This window comes from Micromonospora jinlongensis, from assembly GCF_013410645.1.
Lineage (GTDB): Bacteria > Actinomycetota > Actinomycetes > Mycobacteriales > Micromonosporaceae > Micromonospora > Micromonospora zamorensis.
Window position 1 is genome coordinate 769,731 of sequence record NZ_JACCHK010000001.1, and the last position, 17,894, is coordinate 787,624.

The window sequence follows — 17,894 nt, forward strand, 5'->3', positions numbered from 1 at the left end:
GCACGACGGTGCCGTCCCGGGCGGGGACGGCACCGTTCGGCGTCCTGCTACTGGCCCTTGTCGGATTCCAGGCTGGCGATGGTCAGGCCGGCCGCGTCGGCGGCGGCGTCCCGGTCACCGCGGGTCTGGTCCTCCCGGGTGAGCAGGTTGGCGTACTCGGTGACGTCGGCCGGGTCGGGCACCGCCGGTAGGCGGCGCAGGAACGCCTCCACCTCGCGGGTGGCGGCGGTGTGCGCGGCGGCCGCCTGGCGCAGCAGTTCGCGGTCGTCGGCGGGCGGGTAGAGGTCGGTCATGTCCGCCAGATACCCGGCCAACGGCGGTTCGCACCGCCACCGGCCGGGAATACCGGCTCAGACCGGTCGGATCCCGCTGGGTTGCCGCACCCCGAACCCGGGATTGCTCAGCAGCCAGGACAGGTATTCCGGATGCGGGGCCAGCGAGTCGACGTACGCCGCCTTGGCCGTCTCCAACACCAGGTCCGCGCCCTGGGCGGCGGGGGAGTCCGGGTGCCAGCCGAGCAGGAGCCGCCAGCGCAGCGGTGTGCCGGCGATCCGGCGGGTCACCAGCCCGGCCACCGGGCGGAACGTCGCCTGGCACAACGCCACCGCCACACCGGCGTCCACCAGGTCGACGCAGCCGCGGATGTCGGTCTCGTACACCTTGCGGGGGGTGAAGCCGGCGCGGGCGCAGGCGGCGGCGAAGCAGTCGCCGAAGCAGCCGTCGCCCGGCGCGGCCACCCACTGCTCGTGGCGCAGGTCGGCCAGGCACACCTCGTCGCGTTCGGCGAGAGGGTGCGACTCCGGCAGCAGCACCAGCACCGGGTCGATGGCCACCTCCTGCCAGCTCAACCCGAACCCGGCCGACGGGATGGCGTCGCCGCACACACCGGTGAGCGCGAAGTCCAGTCGGCCGCCGGCCACCAACTGCGCCAACTCGTCCACCGACCAGGAGGCGAACGTGGTGATCTGGGCGGGCGGGTGCTCGGCGGCCAACCGGTGCACCAGCCGGCCCAGGATCGGGCTGTTGACCCCGCCGAACCGGTAGCACGGCGGCGCCCCGCCAGCGCCGGCCAGCCGGGCCGCCTCGTCCTGAAGCCCCTTCATCGCCGGCAGCAGGACCCGAGCCCGGGCCAGCACCAGCTCGCCCAGCGCGGTGGGCCGGGCACCGCGCCGGTCCCGGTCGAACAGCGGGCCGCCCAGGGTCCGTTCGATGCGCTGGAGCTGGGCGGTGAGCGCCGGCTGGGCCAGGCCGAGCGCCGACGCCGCCTTCGTCACACTCCCCGTCTCAGCGATCGCGCAGACCACCCGCAGGTGACGCAGCTCCAGGTTCATAGGGTGACGGTAGGACCACGGGTCAGCTGGCGGAATAGCCCGAGCGGATCGGTGATAATGAATGCATTGGCGAGCGTGGCCTTGCCTCAGTCGCGGGGTGGCTCCGGCAGGTCCGCCAGGTACGTCGGCCGCCGCGTCACCACGTCGAGCACCTTGTCCACCACGCCGACCGCCGGCTCCACGATCCGGTTCCACGGAGGGGTGGCCGGAGTGCCCGGGTGCGGCCGGGTCGGTGCGGCCTCCTCGGCGATCTCCAGCCGGTTGCCCAGGCGGATCAGCTCCTCGTCCGTCGCGACCGCGCGCAGCTCCGTGACGAGCCCGCCCACCCCCTCGACGTGCTGACGGACCCGCTCGGCGACCTCGGTCAACGCCTCGTCCGTCAGCCCCTTCAGGGCGTTCAACAGACCGGCGTCGGCCGCGATCTCGGCGTCCACGCGCTCGGTCGCGGTCGGCAGCGCGGCACGCACCGCCGGCAGCAGGTACTGCTCCTCGGCGGACAGGTGCCGCGACAGCGCGGCGCTGAGCACCGGCAGCCCTTCCTGCGGCGTGGCGTCCGGGCCGGTCAGCTGGTCCAGCAGCGCGAGCAGTTGCCGGTGCTCCCGGTCCACGATGTCGGCGATGCTGCGACCACCGGGCCGGAAGCCGCCCTCGGGTGCGGGCGGCAACGGCGGCAGGGGAACGGTGGACATGGTGCCCTCCTCGACTGGCGGGCGGAAGCTCCGGCAGGGACGTACGGTCGCAGGCGGCGGTACCCGAACGCGCTCACGGCGAAACCGACCCGTCGATGTGTCGGCCCGCGCGCGACGGGTGTGTGCCCCGGCTTCGCCGCCGCGCCGGCCGGTCCGCGCCGGTGCGCCGGCCTGTCGACCGGCCCGGGCTGGTATGAAGAGGCGATGACGAGCGATGCCGCCTCCGCCCGACCCGACCCCACCGCAGAGGTCGTGGACCTCTGCCGCGACCTGCTGCGCATCGACACCACCAACACCGGGGACAACGACACCAGCGTCGGTGAGCGCCGCGCGGCCGAGTACGTGGCGGAGAAGCTCGCCGAGGTGGGCGTGGAGTCCGTCCTGCACGAGTCCGCGCCGGGCCGGGCGAACGTGGTGGCCCGCATCCCGGGCGCCGACCCGAGCCGGGGCGCGCTGCTGGTGCACGGCCACCTGGACGTGGTGCCCGCCGACGCCGACGAGTGGTCGGTGCACCCCTTCTCCGGCGAGCAGCGCGACGGCTACCTGTGGGGCCGGGGCGCCATCGACATGAAGGACTTCGACGCGATGGTGCTCGCCGTGGTGCGGCACTGGCAGCGCACCGGCGTACGACCCCCGCGCGACATCGTGCTCGCGTACACCGCCGACGAGGAGGCGGGCAGCGACTACGGCGCGCGTTTCCTGGTGGACAACCACCGTGGCCTCTTCGACGGGTGCACCGAGGCGATCGGCGAGGTCGGCGGCTTCTCCTACTCGGTCAACGACAACCAGCGGCTCTATCTCATCGAGACCGCCGAGAAGGGCATCGACTGGCTGCGGCTGCACGCCAAGGGCCGCCCCGGGCACGGCTCGATGATGCACGACGACAACGCGGTCACCGCGCTCGCCGAGGCGGTCGCCCGGATCGGGCGGCACCGCTTCCCGGTGGTCGTCACCGACACCGTACGGGCGTTCCTGACCGAGGTCTCCGACCTGCTCGGCATCGAGCTGGATCCGGACGACCCGGAGACGGCCATCGCCAAGCTCGGCCCGATCGCCAACATCATCGGCGCGACGATCCGCAACACCGCCAACCCGACCCGGTTGAGCGCCGGCTACAAGGACAACGTCATCCCCGGCCGGGCCACCGCCACCATCGACTGCCGCAGCCTGCCCGGCCAGTCCGAGCTGCTGGAGCGGCAGCTGCGCGAGCTGGTCGGCCCGGACATCGCGATCGAGTACGTCCAGCGGCAGCCGGCCCTGGAGACCACCTTCGACGGTGACCTGGTCGAGGCCATGTCGGCGGCCCTGCGCGCGGAGGACCCGGGAGCACGGCCGGTTCCGTACATGCTCTCCGGGGGCACCGACGCCAAGGCGTTCTCGCAGCTCGGCATCCGCTGCTTCGGGTTCGCCCCGCTCCGGCTGCCCGCCGACCTGAACTTCTCGGCGTTGTTCCACGGCATCGACGAGCGGGTTCCGGTGGACGGACTACAGTTCGGCGTGCGGGTGCTCGACCGGTTCCTCCGCACCTGCTAGCCGTGTCCGGCAGTTGCCGCCGGCGCGCAATCTCCCCATCGTGAAGGGACTGCCCCACATGACCGACCAGCACGGTGAGCTGGACGCCGCTCTCGAGCGCGTGATCGAAGCGGCCCGCCACCACCTGGCCGCCGTACGCGCCGCTCAGGGCCGCGTCGACGACGACGACGTCTGGCAGGCGTACGTGGCGTTGAACAACGCCTCCTTCGCGTACGACGAGCGGTTGCTCGACGCCTTCGGTGAGGTGACGCCGTGGGATGTCGACTCGATCGACCCGGACGAGGCCGACGAGCGTTTCGGCGGCGTCGACGGGGCCGAGGCCAGCGACCCGCACCCGCGGGTGATCTCGGTGCGCCAGCGTCGCGACTACCGGGTGCCGAGCGTGGCCGCGCTGTTGCGGGTGGCCGAGGCGGCCCGGCGCGAGGGCACTCCCGAGGACGACGAGCCGGCACCGGTGGAGGGCGTCGGCGAGGCGGTGCTGGAGCTGCTGCAGAGCGGCGACGGCTCGCTCGGCGCGCTGGACGTCCCCGAGCTGGAACCGCTCGACGGGGTGGTCATGGTCAGCGAGGTGGGCACCCCGGTCGACCTGGAGTCGTTCGACGACGACGACGCGGTCGGCCCGTTCCAGCCGGCGGCCGACGACCGGCTGGTCGGTCGGCTCGACGAGCACCCGTTCCTGGAGCTCGACGACGACCACGACCACGCCGGGCACCAGCACTAGGTCGGATCACGCCCGGGGCCCCGTTCGGGCCCCGGGCGTTCCCGCCCGACTCTTCAGTACGACAGACCCGGCTGCGGCTGGTTGACGCGCCGACGACGCAGCACCACCTGCCGCGTGCCGTCGCGGTACAGCCGCACCCGGGCCAACTCCCACCCGGAGAACTCCGCCTGGATCGCCAGCTGCGCCGCGGCGGTCAACCGGTCGACGTTCGGCGGCAGCCGCAGCGGCGCGTATTCGTAGTCCATGCCATCCATGCTGCCCAGCCCAGCGGCCATTCGCCACCCCCTCCGGGGTGACCAACGACGCTGCCGTGGGCGGTTCGTGCCGCCCTGTGCGCGCCCGCGCCGAACGGGTACGCGTCGCCTTCACGGCGAATTCGTGATCGACTCGCGTTCTTTGAAATCGGGGTATCGAGCCGTTCCGGACACCCCGATTCTCAGGAAGCCGAGTGGATCAGGGCCAATCTGGTGGCCTGGGTCGCCCCGGGCAGGCCCTGCTGGCGGGTCAGCCGTCGCGCTCGGGGTAGCCCACCGGCACCGCCGAGACGTCGTCCAGCGCTGTGGTGATCTCCTCGGGCAGGGTGATCCGTTCCACCTGGAGCGCGCCGAGCAGCTGCCCCACCGTGCGGGCACCGAGGATCGGTGCGGTCACCCCGGGCCGGTCCCGGATCCAGGCCAACGCCACCTCCAGCGGCGACACACCCAGCCCGCCGGCCGCGGTCGCCACCGCCTCCACGATGCTGGAGCAACGGGGGTCCAGGTACGTGGCGACGAACCGCTCGAAGTGCGGCGACGCGGCCCGCGAATCCGCCGGACGGCCGTGCCGGTACTTACCGGTGAGCACTCCCCGGCCCAGCGGCGACCAGGGCAGCACGCCGAGACCGAGCGCGTCGCAGGCGGGCAGCACCTCCCGCTCCACACCCCGCTCCAGCAGCGAGTATTCGACCTGGGACGCGACCACCGGTGCCCGCCCCGGCCAGGCGGTCTGCCATGCGGCGGCCCGCGCGGTCTGCCACCCGGAGAAGTTCGACACCCCGACGTAGCGGACCTTGCCGCTGGCCACCGCGTGGTCCAGGGCGGCCAGGGTCTCCTCCAGCGGGGTGTCCGGGTCGTACCCGTGCACCTGGAACAGGTCGACGTGGTCGGTGCCCAGCCGCCGCAGTGACGCGTCCAACGTCCGCAGCAGGTGCCCCCGGGAGCCGTCACGGCGCCGGCCGCTGCCCGGGCGCAACCCGGCCTTGGTGGCGATCAGCAGCTCCTCGCGGGGCACGAGGGAGCCCAGCAGTGAGCCGATCACCGACTCGGCGTCGCCGTCGCCGTACACGTCGGCGGTGTCGATCAGGTTGCCGCCCGCGTCCAGGTAACTCTTCAGCTGGGCGGCCGCATCGTCGGCGTCGGTGTCCCGGCCCCAGGTCATGGTGCCGAGCGCGAGCCGGGAAACCGCCAGCCCGCTTCGGCCGAGCGGTCGCTGTTGCATGGGTGAACCTTATTTCGAACCTGCCGCCAGAGATATCCTCGCTCCCGTATCTCTGCCGGTTCTGCCGGTTCCGCCGCCATGGGCTGCCCCGACGGAGGGGGGCCAAAGGTGTCGAGCCGGTGATCGAGTCCGTTATCGGCATTGCGTAACCTGGTGCGACCTGTGCCACGGATGGGGGAGGACCAGTGCGACTCGGGCTCAGTCTCGGATACCAGACGGCGTGGAGCACACCGGCCGACCACCTGGCGTTGGCCCAGGAGGCCGACCGGCTGGGTTACTCGGTGGTGTGGGCGGCGGAGGCCTACGGCTCCGACTCGCCCAGCATGCTCGCCTGGATGGCCGGCCAGACCGAACGGATCGACGTCGGCGCCGCGGTGATGCAGATCCCCGCGCGTACGCCGGCGGCCACCGCCATGACCGCCGCCACCATCGACGCGCTCTCCGGCGGTCGGTTCCGCCTCGGCCTGGGCGTCTCCGGCCCGCAGGTCTCCGAGGGCTGGCACGGTGTGCGGTTCGCCAAGCCACTCGCCCGGACCCGCGAGTTCGTCGACATCGTCAAGCTGGCCATCGCCCGCAAGGAGGTGGCGTACGACGGCGAGCACTACACGCTGCCGCTGCCGGACGGCCCCGGAAAGGCCCTGCGGCTGGGCTTCCACCCGCCCCGCGAGCACATTCCGATCTACCTGGCGGCGGTCGGCCCGAAGAACCTGGAGCTGGCCGGCGAGATCGCCGACGGCTGGCTGGCCGTGTTCTACGCCCCGGAGTTCGCCGAGGAGCAGCTCGCCTCGGTCCGCGCCGGGCGGGCCAAGGTCGGCAAGGAGCTGGCCGGTTTCGACGTGGTGCCGTCGGTGCCCGTGGTGATCGGTGACGACGTGGCCTCCTGCGCCGAGCTGGTGCGCTGGTACGCCGCGCTGTACGTGGGTGGCATGGGCAGCCGCCAGCAGAACTTCTACAACCAGCTCGCCACCCGGATGGGTTACGGCGACGCCGCCCGCGAGGTGCAGGACCTGTACCTGGCCAAGCGGCAGCGCGACGCCGCCGCCGCCGTACCGATGGAGTTCATCGACCGCACCTCGCTGCTCGGCCCGAAGGAGCGCATCGCCGAGCGGATGCGGGAGTACGCCGCCGCCGGCGTCACCACGCTGTCGGTGTCCCTGTTCGTGGCCGACCGGGACAGCGGTGTGCAGACCCTGCGGACCGTCGCCGAGGCACTCGACCTCTCCGGAGTTGGCGAGTGACCTGGGTCGAGGCCATCGTCCTGGGCATCGTCCAGGGACTGACCGAGTTCCTTCCGGTCAGCTCGTCGGGGCATCTGCGGATCACCTCGGCGATCTTCTTCGACCGTGACGCCGGCGCGTCGTTCACAGCGGTCACCCAGCTCGGCACCGAGGCGGCCGTGCTGATCTACTTCGCCAAGGACATCTGGCGGATCACCCGGACGTGGCTGGTCGGCATCAGGGACAAGTCGGTGCGTTCCAGCCTCGACTACCGGATGGGCTGGTACGTGATCGTCGGCTCGATCCCCATCGGGCTGTTCGGCTTCCTGTTCAAGGACCAGATCAAGACCGCTGGGCGCAACCTGTGGGTGGTGGCGACCACGCTGATCGTGTTCGCCTTTGTGTTGGCATTCGCCGAGTACTGGGGGCGGCAGACCCGTACCCTGCAGAACTTCCGGATGAAGGACGGCGTGGTGATGGGCTTCGCCCAGGCCATGGCGCTGGTGCCCGGGGTGTCCCGCTCCGGCGGCACGCTCACCGCCGGCCTGCTGCTCAACCTGACCCGGGAGGCTGCGGCACGGTACTCGTTCCTGTTGGCCATCCCGGCGGTGGTGATGTCCGGTGTGTTCAGCCTCGGGGACGTCTTCGAGCCGTCCGCCCCGGGCACGTCCACGCCGTCGGTGGCTCAGATGATCGTGGCGACGGTCATCGCCTTCGCTATCGGCTACGCGGCCATCGCGTGGCTGTTGCGCTACGTCGCCCACCACACCCTGTATGTCTTCGTGCTCTACCGGGTCGCGCTGGGCACCCTCGTCCTGGCTCTGCTGATGACCGGCACGATCAGCGCCACCTGATCCGCCCGCACCGGCCCCCGCCCCTCGCCGAGGGGGCGGGGGCCGTTTCGTGTCCGGGGCGGGACGAGTTGGCCGTTTCCGTTGTTCCGCACAATGAGGACTTAGCGCTTCTATTCTCCTGATATCGGGCTGTCTTCCGGGTGGGATCTGTCGGTGGCTCGCGTCGGAGGGGACGACCGTGACTGCCAGCGCTGACCCGAAGCGTGGCCGGGGGCGGCCACCGAGACGCAACCTCGTCGCGGTCGTCTCGATCGTCGTGCTCTCCGGTGCGTTCTTCGGCTACGACCAGGGCGTCATCAGCGGTGCGCTGCGTGACATTCGCCAGACCTTCCACGCGGACACCTTCGCCGTCGAGGTGGCGGCGAGCTGGGTGACCCCCGGAGCGTTGGTGGGTGCGTTGCTCGGCGGTCACCTCGCGGACCGGATCGGTCGCCGGAAGGCGCTGTGGGTCGCCGCAGCCACGTTCGCGGTGGGAACGATCCTGCAGGCGGTCGCGCCGGTGATCGGGGTCATGTTCGGTGCGCGGTTGATCCTGGGGCTGGGCATCGGGGTGGCCTCGGTCGCCGGGCCGATGTACGCGGCGGAGGCCGCGCCGGAACGGATCCGCGGCAGTCTCCTGGCGGTCTACCAGTTCTCCACCACGTTCGCCATCTTCATCGGTTATCTGGCCGACGAGCTGTTCGAGGCCGGCAACTCCTGGCGTTACCTGCTGGTGGCGGCGGCGCTGCTGGGGGTGGCCCTCGCCCTGGTCACCACCGTGATCCCCGACTCGGCCGTCTGGTACTTCGGACGGGGGGACAGGCGCCGGGCGGAGGCGTCCCTGCGGGCGACCGTGCCGGAGCGGAAGGTGCCCCAGCGGCTGCACGCCATCGAGGAGAGCCTCTCGGCCGGCAAGGCGGGTTGGCGGGAGGTGCTGTCGCCGCAGTGGCGGCGCCCGTTGGCGCTCGGCGTCGGGATGGCGCTGTTCCAGCAACTGACCGGGATCAACGGGATCATCTACTACGCGGACGAGATCTTCTCGTCCGCCGGGTTCCACACCCCGCAGGCGCAACTGGCCGCGACCACCTGGGCGATCGGCGGGGTCGACTCACTCTTCACGCTGGTCGCGGTCGCCTTCCTGGACCGGCTCGGTCGCCGGCCGCTGCTGCTGGTCGGGCTGCTCGGCATGGCGGTCTCGCTCGTGGTGGTCAGCATCAGTTTCGCCAGGATGGCCCCGGCGGCGCGGACGGCCGGAGCGACCGGGCACCACCCCACCGACGCGGGCATCTTCCTGCTGATCGGTGTGGTCATGTTCGTGGCGTTCTACGCGATGTCGATCGGGCCGACCGCCTGGACGGTCATCAACGAGATCTTCCCGGGCCGCATCCGGGGACGGTGCGTGGCGATCGCCTCCGCCACCCACTGGGGCACCGAGTACCTGATCACGCAGTTCTTCCTGAGCATGCTCGACGCCCTGGGGAGATCGGGGGTGTTCGCCCTCTTCGCCGGCACCTGTGTGCTCGGCTTCCTGTTCGTCTGGCGGTACCTGCCGGAGACCAAGGGCAGGACCCTCGAACAGATTCAGCAGATGTGGCAGACCGACGCGCGTGCTCGGCGTCCCCACCGTGCCGATGACCGGTCGGCCGGTACGGCGTGATTGCCGGTTTCTGACCCGTGGCGCAGGGGCAGGGCGTACGGTCGATCCGAAGCCGCCCAAAACGGATCTACTGGACAAATAAGTTCATTCGGGTCGAGCGCGAGTGCTCACCTGTGGCGAGTCCGCTCGGCGGGGTGGCGGCTCCCGACCGACAGTCGCGAAGGACGCAGGACGTGCATCTGACACCAAGGGAATTCGACAAGCTGACGATCCTCTCGATGGCCATCGTCGCCAACGCTCGCAAGGCCAGGGGGATCAAGCTCAACCACCCCGAGGCCGTCGCGGTGATCTGCGCCGCCGCTCTGGAAGGGGCCCGAGAGGGCAAGACCGTCGAAGAGGTCATGAACGACGCCCGCAGCACCCTCAGCGCCGACGACGTCATGCCGGGCGTGCCGGACATGCTGCCCATGATCCAGGTCGAGGCCGTCTTCACCGACGGCTCGCGACTGGTCACTGTGCACTCACCAATCCGATAGGCGCAGCCAGCCCAGAGGCGATCTCCAGGAAGGTGGAGCAGGAAATGGCCAAGCAACATCCCGGTCCCAACTCGAAGCACGTGCGACCCATCGGGGGCTACGTGCTGAGCGACCAGCCGCTGGAGCTGAACGCGGGGCGGCCCGTCACCGAGGTCGTCGTCCAGAACACCGGCGACCGACCGATCCAGATCGGCTCACACTTCCACTTCTTCGAGGCCAACCGGATGCTCGCCTTCGATCGCGAGGCCGCCTTCGGCAGGCGGCTGAACATCCCCGCGACGACCTCCATCCGCTTCGAGCCGGGCGACAAGAAGACGGTCGAGCTCGTCCCCTTCGGCGGGCAGCAGCGCGTGTACGGATTCAACGGTCTGGTGCAGGGGTGGAGCGGCAGCGAGTCGACCCCCAGCTACCGGCCGGACCGCACCGAGGCGATCCACAACGCCAGGACCCGGGGGTTCAAGTTCGCCCCGGAGCAGCAGGACAGCCCCAAGGACAAGAAGAAGTAGATCCGCTATCCCGCAGGGCTGCCAGCCTCGGGCAGGAGAGATGATTCGATGAGCCAGATTTCACGGCAAGAATATTCCGGAATGTACGGCCCCACGACGGGCGACCAGATCAGGCTCGGCGACACCGACCTGTACATCGAGATCGAGAAGGACCTCCGGGTCCTCGGCGACGAGGTGATGTACGGCGGAGGCAAGACCCTGCGCGACGGCATGGGGGTCAACAACCAGTACACCAACGCGCAGGGTGGCCTTGACCTGGTCATCACGAACGTGACCATCGTGGACGCGACCCTCGGCGTGGTCAAGGCCGACGTCGGTGTCAAGGACGGCAAGATCGCTGGCATCGGCAAGGCCGGCAACCCGAACATCATGGACGGGGTCACCCCCGAGTTGGTGACCGGTCCGGGCACCGAGGCCATCTCCGGCGAACACCTCATCCTGACCGCCGGGGGCATCGACACGCACGTGCACCTGGTGACGCCGCTACAGGCGTACGCCGCCCTGAGCAACGGCGTGACCACCCTCTGGGGCGGCGGCACCGGCCCGACCGACAGCACCAACGGCGTCACCATCACCCCGGGGCCGTGGAACATCCACGCGATGATGCGGGCCTTCGAGAGCATCCCGATCAACATCGGTCTGATGGCGAAGGGCAACAGCACCGGACGTGCGCCGCTGGTGGAACAGATCATGGCCGGCGCGCCGAGCTTCAAGATCCACGAGGACTGGGGTGCGCCGCCGGCGGTGATCCGGGCCTGTCTGGACGTTGCCGACGAGTTCGACGTGCAGGTCAGCATCCACACCGACACCCTGAACGAGAGCGGATACCTCGAGGACAGCATCGCGGCGTTCGAGGGCCGGACGATCCACACCTTCCACACCGAGGGTGCCGGCGGTGGGCACGCGCCGGACGTCATCAAGGTCGCCAGCCAGATGAACGTGCTGCCCAGCTCGACCACGCCGACGGTGCCGTACGGCATCAACAGCCAGTCCGAGCTCTACGACATGATCATGGTCTGTCACAACTTCAACCCGCAGGTCCCCTCGGACGTGGCCTTCGTGGAGAGCCGGATCCGGACCGAGACGATCGCGGCCGAGGACGTCCTGCTCGACGAGGGCGTCATCTCGATGATGCAGAGCGACTCGCAGGCCATGGGGCGGGTGGGCGAGACCTGGCTGCGGACCATCCAGCTCGCCGGGCAGATGAAGACCGCGCGCGGCAAGCTCGCCGAGGACTCCAGCGCCAACGACAACTTCCGGGTGCTGCGGTACGTCGCCAAGATGACCATCAACCCGGCCATCACCCAGGGGATCTCGCACGTGCTGGGCTCGGTGACGCCCGGCAAGATGGCCGACCTCGTGCTCTGGGAGCCGGCGTTCTTCGGCGCGAAGCCGAAGCTCGTCCTCAAGGGCGGCATGATCGCCTGGTCGATCATGGGTGACCCGAACGCGTCACTGCCGACACCGCAGCCGGTCTACTACCGGCCCTCGTTCGCCGCGTACGGCAGCCAGCTCGCCCAGACCTGCGTGACCTTCGTGTCCCGGGCCGCGCACGAAGCCGGCATCGCCGAGCAGCTCGGCCTGCAACGGCAGGTCATGCCGGTGTACCGGACCCGAGGGCTCACCAAGCGGGACATGGTCCGCAACGACCGGCTTCCCAAGCTCGAGGTCGATCCGGAGACCTTCGCCGTGAAGATGGACGGCGTCCACGCGACGGTGCCGCCGGCCCGGAACCTGCCCCTGAGCCAGCTCTACTTCTTCAGCTGACCCCGTCGGGACCGCCTCGCACGTGCCTGGTCCCGGCACACCGACCGAAAGGAGAGGCCCGTGCTCGTCGAGACGGTGCTGGGCAACATGAACGAGCCCGACTGGACGCTCCGCCTGAAGGAAGCGCGCATCGACGACCTGGTCCTCGACCAGTGGGACGCCCAGAAGAGCCGCATCCGCAAGATGACCAGCTCCGGGGCGGAGCTGTCGGTCGCGCTCGCGCGTGGCGTCCGGCTGCGCGACGGCGACGTCCTGGCCTGGGACGACCTGACCGCCACGGCGGTGGTGGCCCGGGTGCAGCTGGGCGAGGTGATGGTGGTCCACCTCGACAAGCTGCGCGGCGAGTCGGCTGAGCTGCTCATCCGCTCGGCCGTCGAGCTCGGTCACGCCATCGGCAACCAGCACTGGCCGGCCGTGGTCAAGGGCACGAAGATGTACGTCCCACTGACGGTGGACCGCAAGGTCATGGACTCGGTGATGCGCACCCACGCCTTCACCGGGATCACCCACGAGTTCGTCCCCGGCACCGAGGTCATCGCGTACCTCGCGCCGCACGAGTCGCGGCGGTTGTTCGGCGGCGCGGACTCGACGCCGCACTCCCATCTCCCCGCCGACCTCAACTGAGCGGGGCCGGACGGTGCGCACCATGGCGGAAACCCTGAAGCTGCTGCAGTTCGGCGACTCGGTCTTCCCGGTCGGCGCCTTCTCCTTCTCCAGCGGCCTGGAGATGGCCGTCCAGCACGGCGTCGTGCACGACCGGGAGACCCTCCAGGACTACGTCCGGACGGTCACCCGGCTCGCCGCCACCGGGGACGGTGTCGCCCTGCTCGCCGGGCACCGTGCCGCCATCCGGGGCGACCTCGACCGGATCCGGCGCGCCGACGAGGCCGTGCACCTGCGCAAGATCAACGAAGAGATGCGGACCATGTCCGTACGCATGGGGCGCAAGCTGGCGGAGGCCGCGACCCGGATCGTCGGGGAGACCCTGCTCAAGAAGCGGCTCGGCGAGTCGGCGACCGGCGCGCCGGTCACCTACCCGGTCGCGCTCGGGGTGGTCTTCGCCGACCTCGGGGTGCCCGAGGAGGACGCCTTCGCGGCCCACCAGTACGGCGCGGCCTCGACGGTGCTCAGCGCCGCCATCCGGTTGATGCGCGTCGACCATCTCGACGCGCAGTCGATCCTGTTCGCGGTCAACGAGAAGGTCACCGACGACTACCGCGACGTGCGCACCGCCGACCTCGACGACATGCAGACCTTCGGGCCGCACATCGACGTCCTGGCCGGCGCGCACCAGCACATCCACGTGCGGATGTTCATGAGCTGAGAGCTGACCTCCGCGATCCACACGTTTCTGACCCTCAACACGTCTCCCAGAAGGACTGGTCACATCATGAAGTCGGCAAGTCGTATCGGCGTAGGCGGCCCGGTGGGCAGCGGCAAGACCGCGATCATCGAGGCTGTCGTGCCCCGTTTCGTGGACAACGGGCTGCGCGTCCTGGTGATCACGAACGACGTCGTCACCACCGAGGACGCGAAGCACGTCCGACGTGCCCTGACCGGGGTCCTCGTCGAGGAACGGATCCTCGGGGTGGAGACCGGGGCCTGCCCGCACACCGCCGTGCGCGAGGACCCGAGCATGAACCTGGCCGCGGTGGAGGACATGGAGTCCCGGTTCCCGGACAGCGACGTGGTGCTGATCGAGAGCGGCGGCGATAACCTTACGCTGACGTTCAGCCCCGCCCTGGTCGACTACTTCATCTACGTCATCGACGTGGCGGCCGGCGACAAGATCCCGCGCAAGAACGGCCCGGGGATCTCCAAGTCCGACATCCTCGTGATCAACAAGACGGACCTCGCCCCCTACGTGGATGCCGACCTCGAGCTCATGGCCCGCGACGCGGACGTGACGCGCAACGGCAAGCCGGTCATGTTCACCAACTGCAAGACGGGTGAGGGCATCGACGAACTCGTCTCGTTGATCCGCCGCAACGCGCTCTTCGACGCCGAAGTGGTCGCATGATCACACTGGACAGCGCGCGGGAGCTGGAGGCCTACCAGGACCAACCGGCGCAGTTGCCCGCGGCGTCCAACGGCAAGGTCGGCATCCTGCGGCTCGGGTTCGAGCGCCGTGGTGACCGGACGATCCTGCACGACCTCTACCGGCAGTCACCGCTGCTCGTCCAGCGGGCGCTCTACTGGGACGAGGAGATGCCGCAGCTGCCCTGCGTCATGATCCTCACCACCTCCGGCGGTGTGCTCCAGGGCGACCGCCTGCACATGGACGTCGACCTGGCACCGGGCAGCCAGGCGCACCTGGTCACCCAGGCCGCCACCAAGATCCAGGAGATGGACGCGAACTACGGCTCGCAGATCCAGCGTTTCACCCTGGCCGAGGACACCTACCTCGAATACCTTCCGGAGCCCGTGATCCCGTACCGGGGCAGCCGGTTCGTCACCGACACCCAGGTGCGGCTCCCGGAGAGCGCCACCATGCTCTACGGCGAGGTCCTCCAGCCCGGCCGGAAGTACTACCGCGACGGGGAACTCTTCGCCTACGACCTCTTCTCGTCCTCCCTGCGCGCGGAGCGGCCCGACGGTCGGCAGTTGTTCGTGGAGAAGTTCGTGGTGACTCCCGGGCAGTTCCCGGTGGCGCGGCTCGGCGTCATGGATCGCTTCCACATCTTCGGCAACGTCGTGCTCCTCACCAGCCCGGAGCGGGCCGCCCGCGTCTACGAACGGACCTCGACGCCGGTCTGGGACGAGGAGACGCCCCTGGCCAGCGCCGTCAGTCGACTGCCGAACGACGCCGGCCTCATCTTCAAGGTCCTCGGCCAGGAGACGGAGCCGGTCCGTGCCGCGGTCCGTGCCTTCTGCGTGGCCGCCCGCGAAGAGGTGACCGGTCGGACCTTCCCGCCGGCGTTCAGTTGGCGATGACGCACACCCATGGAGAATGCCGTGCCGAGCGTGACCCGCAGCTGGGACAGGCTGAGTGACCACAACCCTCTGGTCGGGTTCGTCGACGCCTGCCTGCGCGGGCCGGCACAGGTCGTCCTGCAGAACAACCCGCTCACCGGGCTGCTCGTCCTCGTCGCGATCGCCTGGGGAGCATTCGAGAACGGGCAACCACGGATCCTCGGGGGAGCGGTCCTCGGTCTCGTCGTCGGCACCGCCACGGCCGTCGCCCTGCGGGTGGACGAGCCCTCGTTGCGCAAGGGACTGTTCGGCTTCAGCCCGCTGCTGACCGGGATCGCCGTCCCGACATTCCTCGACGACCGGCCGCTGATGTGGCTCTACCTGGTGCTCGGAGCAATCGCCACGACGGTTGTCACCCTGGCCCTGAACGCGATTTTCAAGACCTGGGGCCTGACCGCGTTCACCATGCCGTTCGTGCTGACCACCTGGGTGCTGCTGCTGGCCGCGTACCAGTTCGACCGGTTCACCGTGCTGACCAACCTGAAGCCGATGTTTCCCGGCGAGGGGCAGTTGACCGGTGGCCGCTTCGACTGGGACCTGGTCCCCACCTTCCTGCGCGGGGTCTCCCAGATCTATCTGATCAACAGTTGGGTCACCGGCCTGATCATCCTGGTCGCGCTGCTGGTCAACTCCCGCTGGTCGGCGCTCTTCGCGGTGATCGGCGCGGTCGGCGCGACAGTGCTGGCGCTCTGGTTCGGCGCCGACGCGGCCTCGCTGGACAAGGGCCTGTTCGGCTTCAACGCGGTGTTGACGGCGATCGCCGTTGGTGCGGTGCTGCACCGTCCCGGAGCGCTGGTGACCCTCTACACCCTCTTCGGAATCGCCCTGACGCTCTTCGTCCAGATGGCCCTGGCGACAGTGCTCACCCCGCTGGCCATCCCGGTGCTCACCGGCCCCTTCAACATCGCCACCTGGTTGCTGCTGCTGCCCAAACGGCACTTCGCGCCGGTGCCCAACCACGAACGCGCCAAGGAGACCGTCGTCTCGACGGTGAAGCACTCCGTCTGACCGTACCGAGAGGAGAGGTGAGCTTCCGTGCTCGCTCAGGACGCGGTGAACTCGGGCGACACCGCCTGGGTGCTGGTTTGCGCCGGCCTCGTGTTGTTCATGACCCCGGGCCTGGCCGTCTTCTACGGTGGAATGGTCCGCACCCGCAACGTGCTCGCGATGTTGCAGCAGAACATGGTCGCGTTGGGGGTCGTCAGCCTGACCTGGGTGCTGGTCGGCTACACCATCGCCTTCGGCGACGACGCCGGCACCGGCCTCTTCGGCAACCTCGAACTCTTCGGGCTCAACGATCTGCGGGTCCCGCCCGCGCCCCACCTGCACGTGGTCACCGGCCAGGTGACCATCCCGACCCTGGCGTTCGTCGCGTACCAGATGATGTTCGCGGTGATCACCCCCGCGCTCATCACCGGCGCCACCGCGGGCCGGCTGAGGTTCGCCGGCTGGGTGGCGTTCCTGGCGATCTGGTCCATATTGGTCTACGCGCCGATCGCGCACTGGCTCTGGCACCCCGACGGCTGGCTGGCCCGGTTCGGCACCCAGGACTGGGCCGGTGGCATGGTGGTCCACGCTTCCGCGGGAGCGGCGGTGCTCGGCACCCTGCTCGTCGTCGGACGCCGCCGAGGCTGGCCGAAGACCGCCTCCCCGCCCAACTCCATCCCGCTGAGCATCCTCGGGGCGGGAATCCTCTGGTTCGGATGGTTCGGCTTCAACGGCGGGGACGGGCTCCAGGCCAACGGGCTCGCCGCCCAGGCGCTGATCAACACCCATCTCGCGGCCGCCGCCGGCATGCTCGTCTGGCTGGTGGCGGAGCGTCTGAAGGACGGCCACAGCACCGTCGTGGGCGGCGTCTCGGGCGCCGTCGCGGGGCTCGCGACGGTCACCCCCGCCGCCGGGTACGTCAACACGCTCTCCGCCATCGCCATCGGAGCGATCGCCGGAATCGTCTGCCACTTCGCGTTGCGGTTGAAGTATCTGCTCCGGCTCGACGACGCCCTGGACGTCCTCGCGGTCCACTTCGTCGGCGGCATGCTCGGCTCGCTGCTGGTCGGCTTCTTCGGCGACAGCGGCGTCAACCCGCTCGGCAAGGACGGTCTCCTCTTCGGCGGCGGCGGATCCCTGCTCTGGCACCAGATCGTCGGCGTGGTCGCCGTGGTGGCCTTCTCCTTCGTGCTCAGTTGGGCGATCGCCGCCGCCGTGCAGGCCGTCCTCGGGCTCCGTGCCCCCGCCGACGAGCAGGACAACCTCGACCACGCCCAGCAGGACGCCGACGCGTACCACCTGGGGGGCGTGGCGGGCCTCAACGGCACGGGCGCACCGCAGCGCCGGCGCGAACCCGGACGGGAACGCGGCGCCGAACGGCCCGCCCGGCCGGTCCAGAACGCCCGGCTGGTCACCGCGACGGTCAACCCGACGCTGCTGCCGACCACCCGGGAGCTACGGGACGCCCTGGTCGGTGCGGGAGCCACCTCCATCGTGCTCTTCGACGCCACGGTCTCCACCGCCGAACCGACCGCCCGTTCGCTGCCCCGGGGCTACTGGCAGGACCAGGACCTCGTCGGTCGCGCCCGGGTCGAGGTCGTGGTGGAACGCGAGGCGGTGTCCGCCGTGCTGGACGTGCTGGGTCGTTACGGCGCCGAGCGCTCGGAGTGCTTCGTGCAGGACGTCCAGCTCGCGACGGACGTCCGCTGAGCTGGTGCACGTCGGCGG

19 protein-coding genes are annotated in these 17,894 nt (G+C 70.1%); 14 read left to right on the plus strand and 5 right to left on the minus strand.

The genetic code is table 11. The features are described from left to right. Window positions 1-47 precede the first annotated feature (47 nt). The 3 genes from HNR22_RS02925 to HNR22_RS02935 form a co-directional block, all read right to left on the minus strand. Complete coding sequence (locus tag HNR22_RS02925; RefSeq protein ID WP_053655798.1) at window positions 48-293, minus strand: hypothetical protein; 246 nt, start codon at window positions 291-293, stop codon at window positions 48-50. A 57-nt stretch (window positions 294-350) separates the two neighbouring features. Further along, a complete protein-coding gene (locus tag HNR22_RS02930; protein ID WP_179778957.1) occupies window positions 351-1,331 on the minus strand; it encodes a LysR family transcriptional regulator in 981 nt (326 codons plus the stop codon). Window positions 1,332-1,417: 86 nt separating this feature from the next. Continuing rightward, window positions 1,418-2,020: a hemerythrin domain-containing protein gene (locus tag HNR22_RS02935; protein ID WP_179778958.1), complete on the minus strand. Its 603-nt coding sequence runs from the start codon at window positions 2,018-2,020 to the stop codon at window positions 1,418-1,420. A gap of 204 nt (window positions 2,021-2,224) precedes the next feature. Between HNR22_RS02935 and HNR22_RS02940 the strand changes: the two genes are divergently transcribed. Together HNR22_RS02940 and HNR22_RS02945 are read left to right on the plus strand one after the other, a co-directional pair. Continuing rightward, window positions 2,225-3,553 (plus strand): M20/M25/M40 family metallo-hydrolase, encoded by a 1,329-nt coding sequence (locus tag HNR22_RS02940; RefSeq protein ID WP_179778959.1) that lies wholly within the window; start codon window positions 2,225-2,227, stop codon window positions 3,551-3,553. Window positions 3,554-3,611: 58 nt separating this feature from the next. Next, window positions 3,612-4,274: a hypothetical protein gene (locus tag HNR22_RS02945; protein ID WP_141909300.1), complete on the plus strand. Its 663-nt coding sequence runs from the start codon at window positions 3,612-3,614 to the stop codon at window positions 4,272-4,274. Window positions 4,275-4,327: 53 nt separating this feature from the next. Here HNR22_RS02945 and HNR22_RS02950 read toward each other — a convergent pair whose 3' ends face one another. Together HNR22_RS02950 and HNR22_RS02955 are read right to left on the minus strand one after the other, a co-directional pair. Then, window positions 4,328-4,519, minus strand: coding sequence for a DUF5703 family protein (locus tag HNR22_RS02950; RefSeq protein WP_013734349.1), 192 nt, complete (start codon window positions 4,517-4,519; stop codon window positions 4,328-4,330). A gap of 259 nt (window positions 4,520-4,778) precedes the next feature. Then, window positions 4,779-5,750, minus strand: a complete 972-nt coding sequence (locus tag HNR22_RS02955; RefSeq protein ID WP_088948054.1) for an aldo/keto reductase — start codon at window positions 5,748-5,750, stop codon at window positions 4,779-4,781. A 185-nt stretch (window positions 5,751-5,935) separates the two neighbouring features. Here HNR22_RS02955 and HNR22_RS02960 point away from each other — a divergent pair, with 185 nt between their 5' ends. From HNR22_RS02960 to HNR22_RS03015, 12 genes are all read left to right on the plus strand, one after another. After that, window positions 5,936-6,988: an LLM class F420-dependent oxidoreductase gene (locus tag HNR22_RS02960; RefSeq protein ID WP_179778960.1), complete on the plus strand. Its 1,053-nt coding sequence runs from the start codon at window positions 5,936-5,938 to the stop codon at window positions 6,986-6,988. Further along, complete coding sequence (locus tag HNR22_RS02965) at window positions 6,985-7,821, plus strand: undecaprenyl-diphosphate phosphatase (RefSeq protein ID WP_179778961.1); 837 nt, start codon at window positions 6,985-6,987, stop codon at window positions 7,819-7,821. Before HNR22_RS02960 ends, HNR22_RS02965 begins: the two co-directional genes overlap by 4 nt. Before the next feature lie 178 nt (window positions 7,822-7,999). Then, window positions 8,000-9,457, plus strand: coding sequence for a sugar porter family MFS transporter (locus HNR22_RS02970; RefSeq protein WP_179778962.1), 1,458 nt, complete (start codon window positions 8,000-8,002; stop codon window positions 9,455-9,457). 173 nt (window positions 9,458-9,630) lie between these two features. After that, on the plus strand, window positions 9,631-9,933 hold the full coding sequence (locus tag HNR22_RS02975; protein ID WP_179778963.1) for an urease subunit gamma: 303 nt from the start codon (window positions 9,631-9,633) through the stop codon (window positions 9,931-9,933). Between the two features lie 44 nt (window positions 9,934-9,977). Then, window positions 9,978-10,439 (plus strand): urease subunit beta, encoded by a 462-nt coding sequence (locus tag HNR22_RS02980; protein WP_179778964.1) that lies wholly within the window; start codon window positions 9,978-9,980, stop codon window positions 10,437-10,439. Window positions 10,440-10,487: 48 nt separating this feature from the next. After that, window positions 10,488-12,206, plus strand: a complete 1,719-nt coding sequence (locus tag HNR22_RS02985; protein ID WP_179778965.1) for an urease subunit alpha — start codon at window positions 10,488-10,490, stop codon at window positions 12,204-12,206. Between the two features lie 60 nt (window positions 12,207-12,266). Then, window positions 12,267-12,830 (plus strand): urease accessory protein UreE, encoded by a 564-nt coding sequence (locus HNR22_RS02990; RefSeq protein ID WP_124854669.1) that lies wholly within the window; start codon window positions 12,267-12,269, stop codon window positions 12,828-12,830. A gap of 22 nt (window positions 12,831-12,852) precedes the next feature. Then, window positions 12,853-13,530 (plus strand): urease accessory protein UreF, encoded by a 678-nt coding sequence (locus tag HNR22_RS02995; protein WP_218906143.1) that lies wholly within the window; start codon window positions 12,853-12,855, stop codon window positions 13,528-13,530. 66 nt (window positions 13,531-13,596) lie between these two features. Beyond that, window positions 13,597-14,226 carry an urease accessory protein UreG gene (gene ureG / locus HNR22_RS03000; RefSeq protein WP_088948062.1) on the plus strand — a complete coding sequence of 210 codons (630 nt, stop codon included), beginning with the start codon at window positions 13,597-13,599 and terminating at the stop codon, window positions 14,224-14,226. Further along, entirely contained in the window at window positions 14,223-15,140 is a 918-nt protein-coding gene (locus HNR22_RS03005; protein ID WP_179778967.1) for an urease accessory protein UreD, read from the plus strand. Before ureG ends, HNR22_RS03005 begins: the two co-directional genes overlap by 4 nt. Window positions 15,141-15,161: 21 nt before the next feature. Then, window positions 15,162-16,187, plus strand: a complete 1,026-nt coding sequence (gene yut / locus HNR22_RS03010) for an urea transporter (protein WP_343059655.1) — start codon at window positions 15,162-15,164, stop codon at window positions 16,185-16,187. Between the two features lie 27 nt (window positions 16,188-16,214). Beyond that, window positions 16,215-17,876: an ammonium transporter gene (locus HNR22_RS03015; RefSeq protein ID WP_343059656.1), complete on the plus strand. Its 1,662-nt coding sequence runs from the start codon at window positions 16,215-16,217 to the stop codon at window positions 17,874-17,876. Window positions 17,877-17,894: the final 18 nt, after the last annotated feature.

Coding starts and splice junctions, on each gene's coding strand:
- HNR22_RS02925 (WP_053655798.1), bottom strand. CDS start 293: ATGACCGACCTCTACCCGCCCGCCGACGACCGCGAACTGCTGCGCCAG.
- HNR22_RS02930 (WP_179778957.1), bottom strand. CDS start 1,331: ATGAACCTGGAGCTGCGTCACCTGCGGGTGGTCTGCGCGATCGCTGAG.
- HNR22_RS02935 (WP_179778958.1), bottom strand. CDS start 2,020: ATGTCCACCGTTCCCCTGCCGCCGTTGCCGCCCGCACCCGAGGGCGGC.
- HNR22_RS02940 (WP_179778959.1), top strand. CDS start 2,225: ATGACGAGCGATGCCGCCTCCGCCCGACCCGACCCCACCGCAGAGGTC.
- HNR22_RS02945 (WP_141909300.1), top strand. CDS start 3,612: ATGACCGACCAGCACGGTGAGCTGGACGCCGCTCTCGAGCGCGTGATC.
- HNR22_RS02950 (WP_013734349.1), bottom strand. CDS start 4,519: ATGGACTACGAATACGCGCCGCTGCGGCTGCCGCCGAACGTCGACCGG.
- HNR22_RS02955 (WP_088948054.1), bottom strand. CDS start 5,750: ATGCAACAGCGACCGCTCGGCCGAAGCGGGCTGGCGGTTTCCCGGCTC.
- HNR22_RS02980 (WP_179778964.1), top strand. CDS start 9,978: ATGGCCAAGCAACATCCCGGTCCCAACTCGAAGCACGTGCGACCCATC.
- HNR22_RS02985 (WP_179778965.1), top strand. CDS start 10,488: ATGAGCCAGATTTCACGGCAAGAATATTCCGGAATGTACGGCCCCACG.
- HNR22_RS02995 (WP_218906143.1), top strand. CDS start 12,853: ATGGCGGAAACCCTGAAGCTGCTGCAGTTCGGCGACTCGGTCTTCCCG.
- ureG (WP_088948062.1), top strand. CDS start 13,597: ATGAAGTCGGCAAGTCGTATCGGCGTAGGCGGCCCGGTGGGCAGCGGC.
- HNR22_RS03005 (WP_179778967.1), top strand. CDS start 14,223: ATGATCACACTGGACAGCGCGCGGGAGCTGGAGGCCTACCAGGACCAA.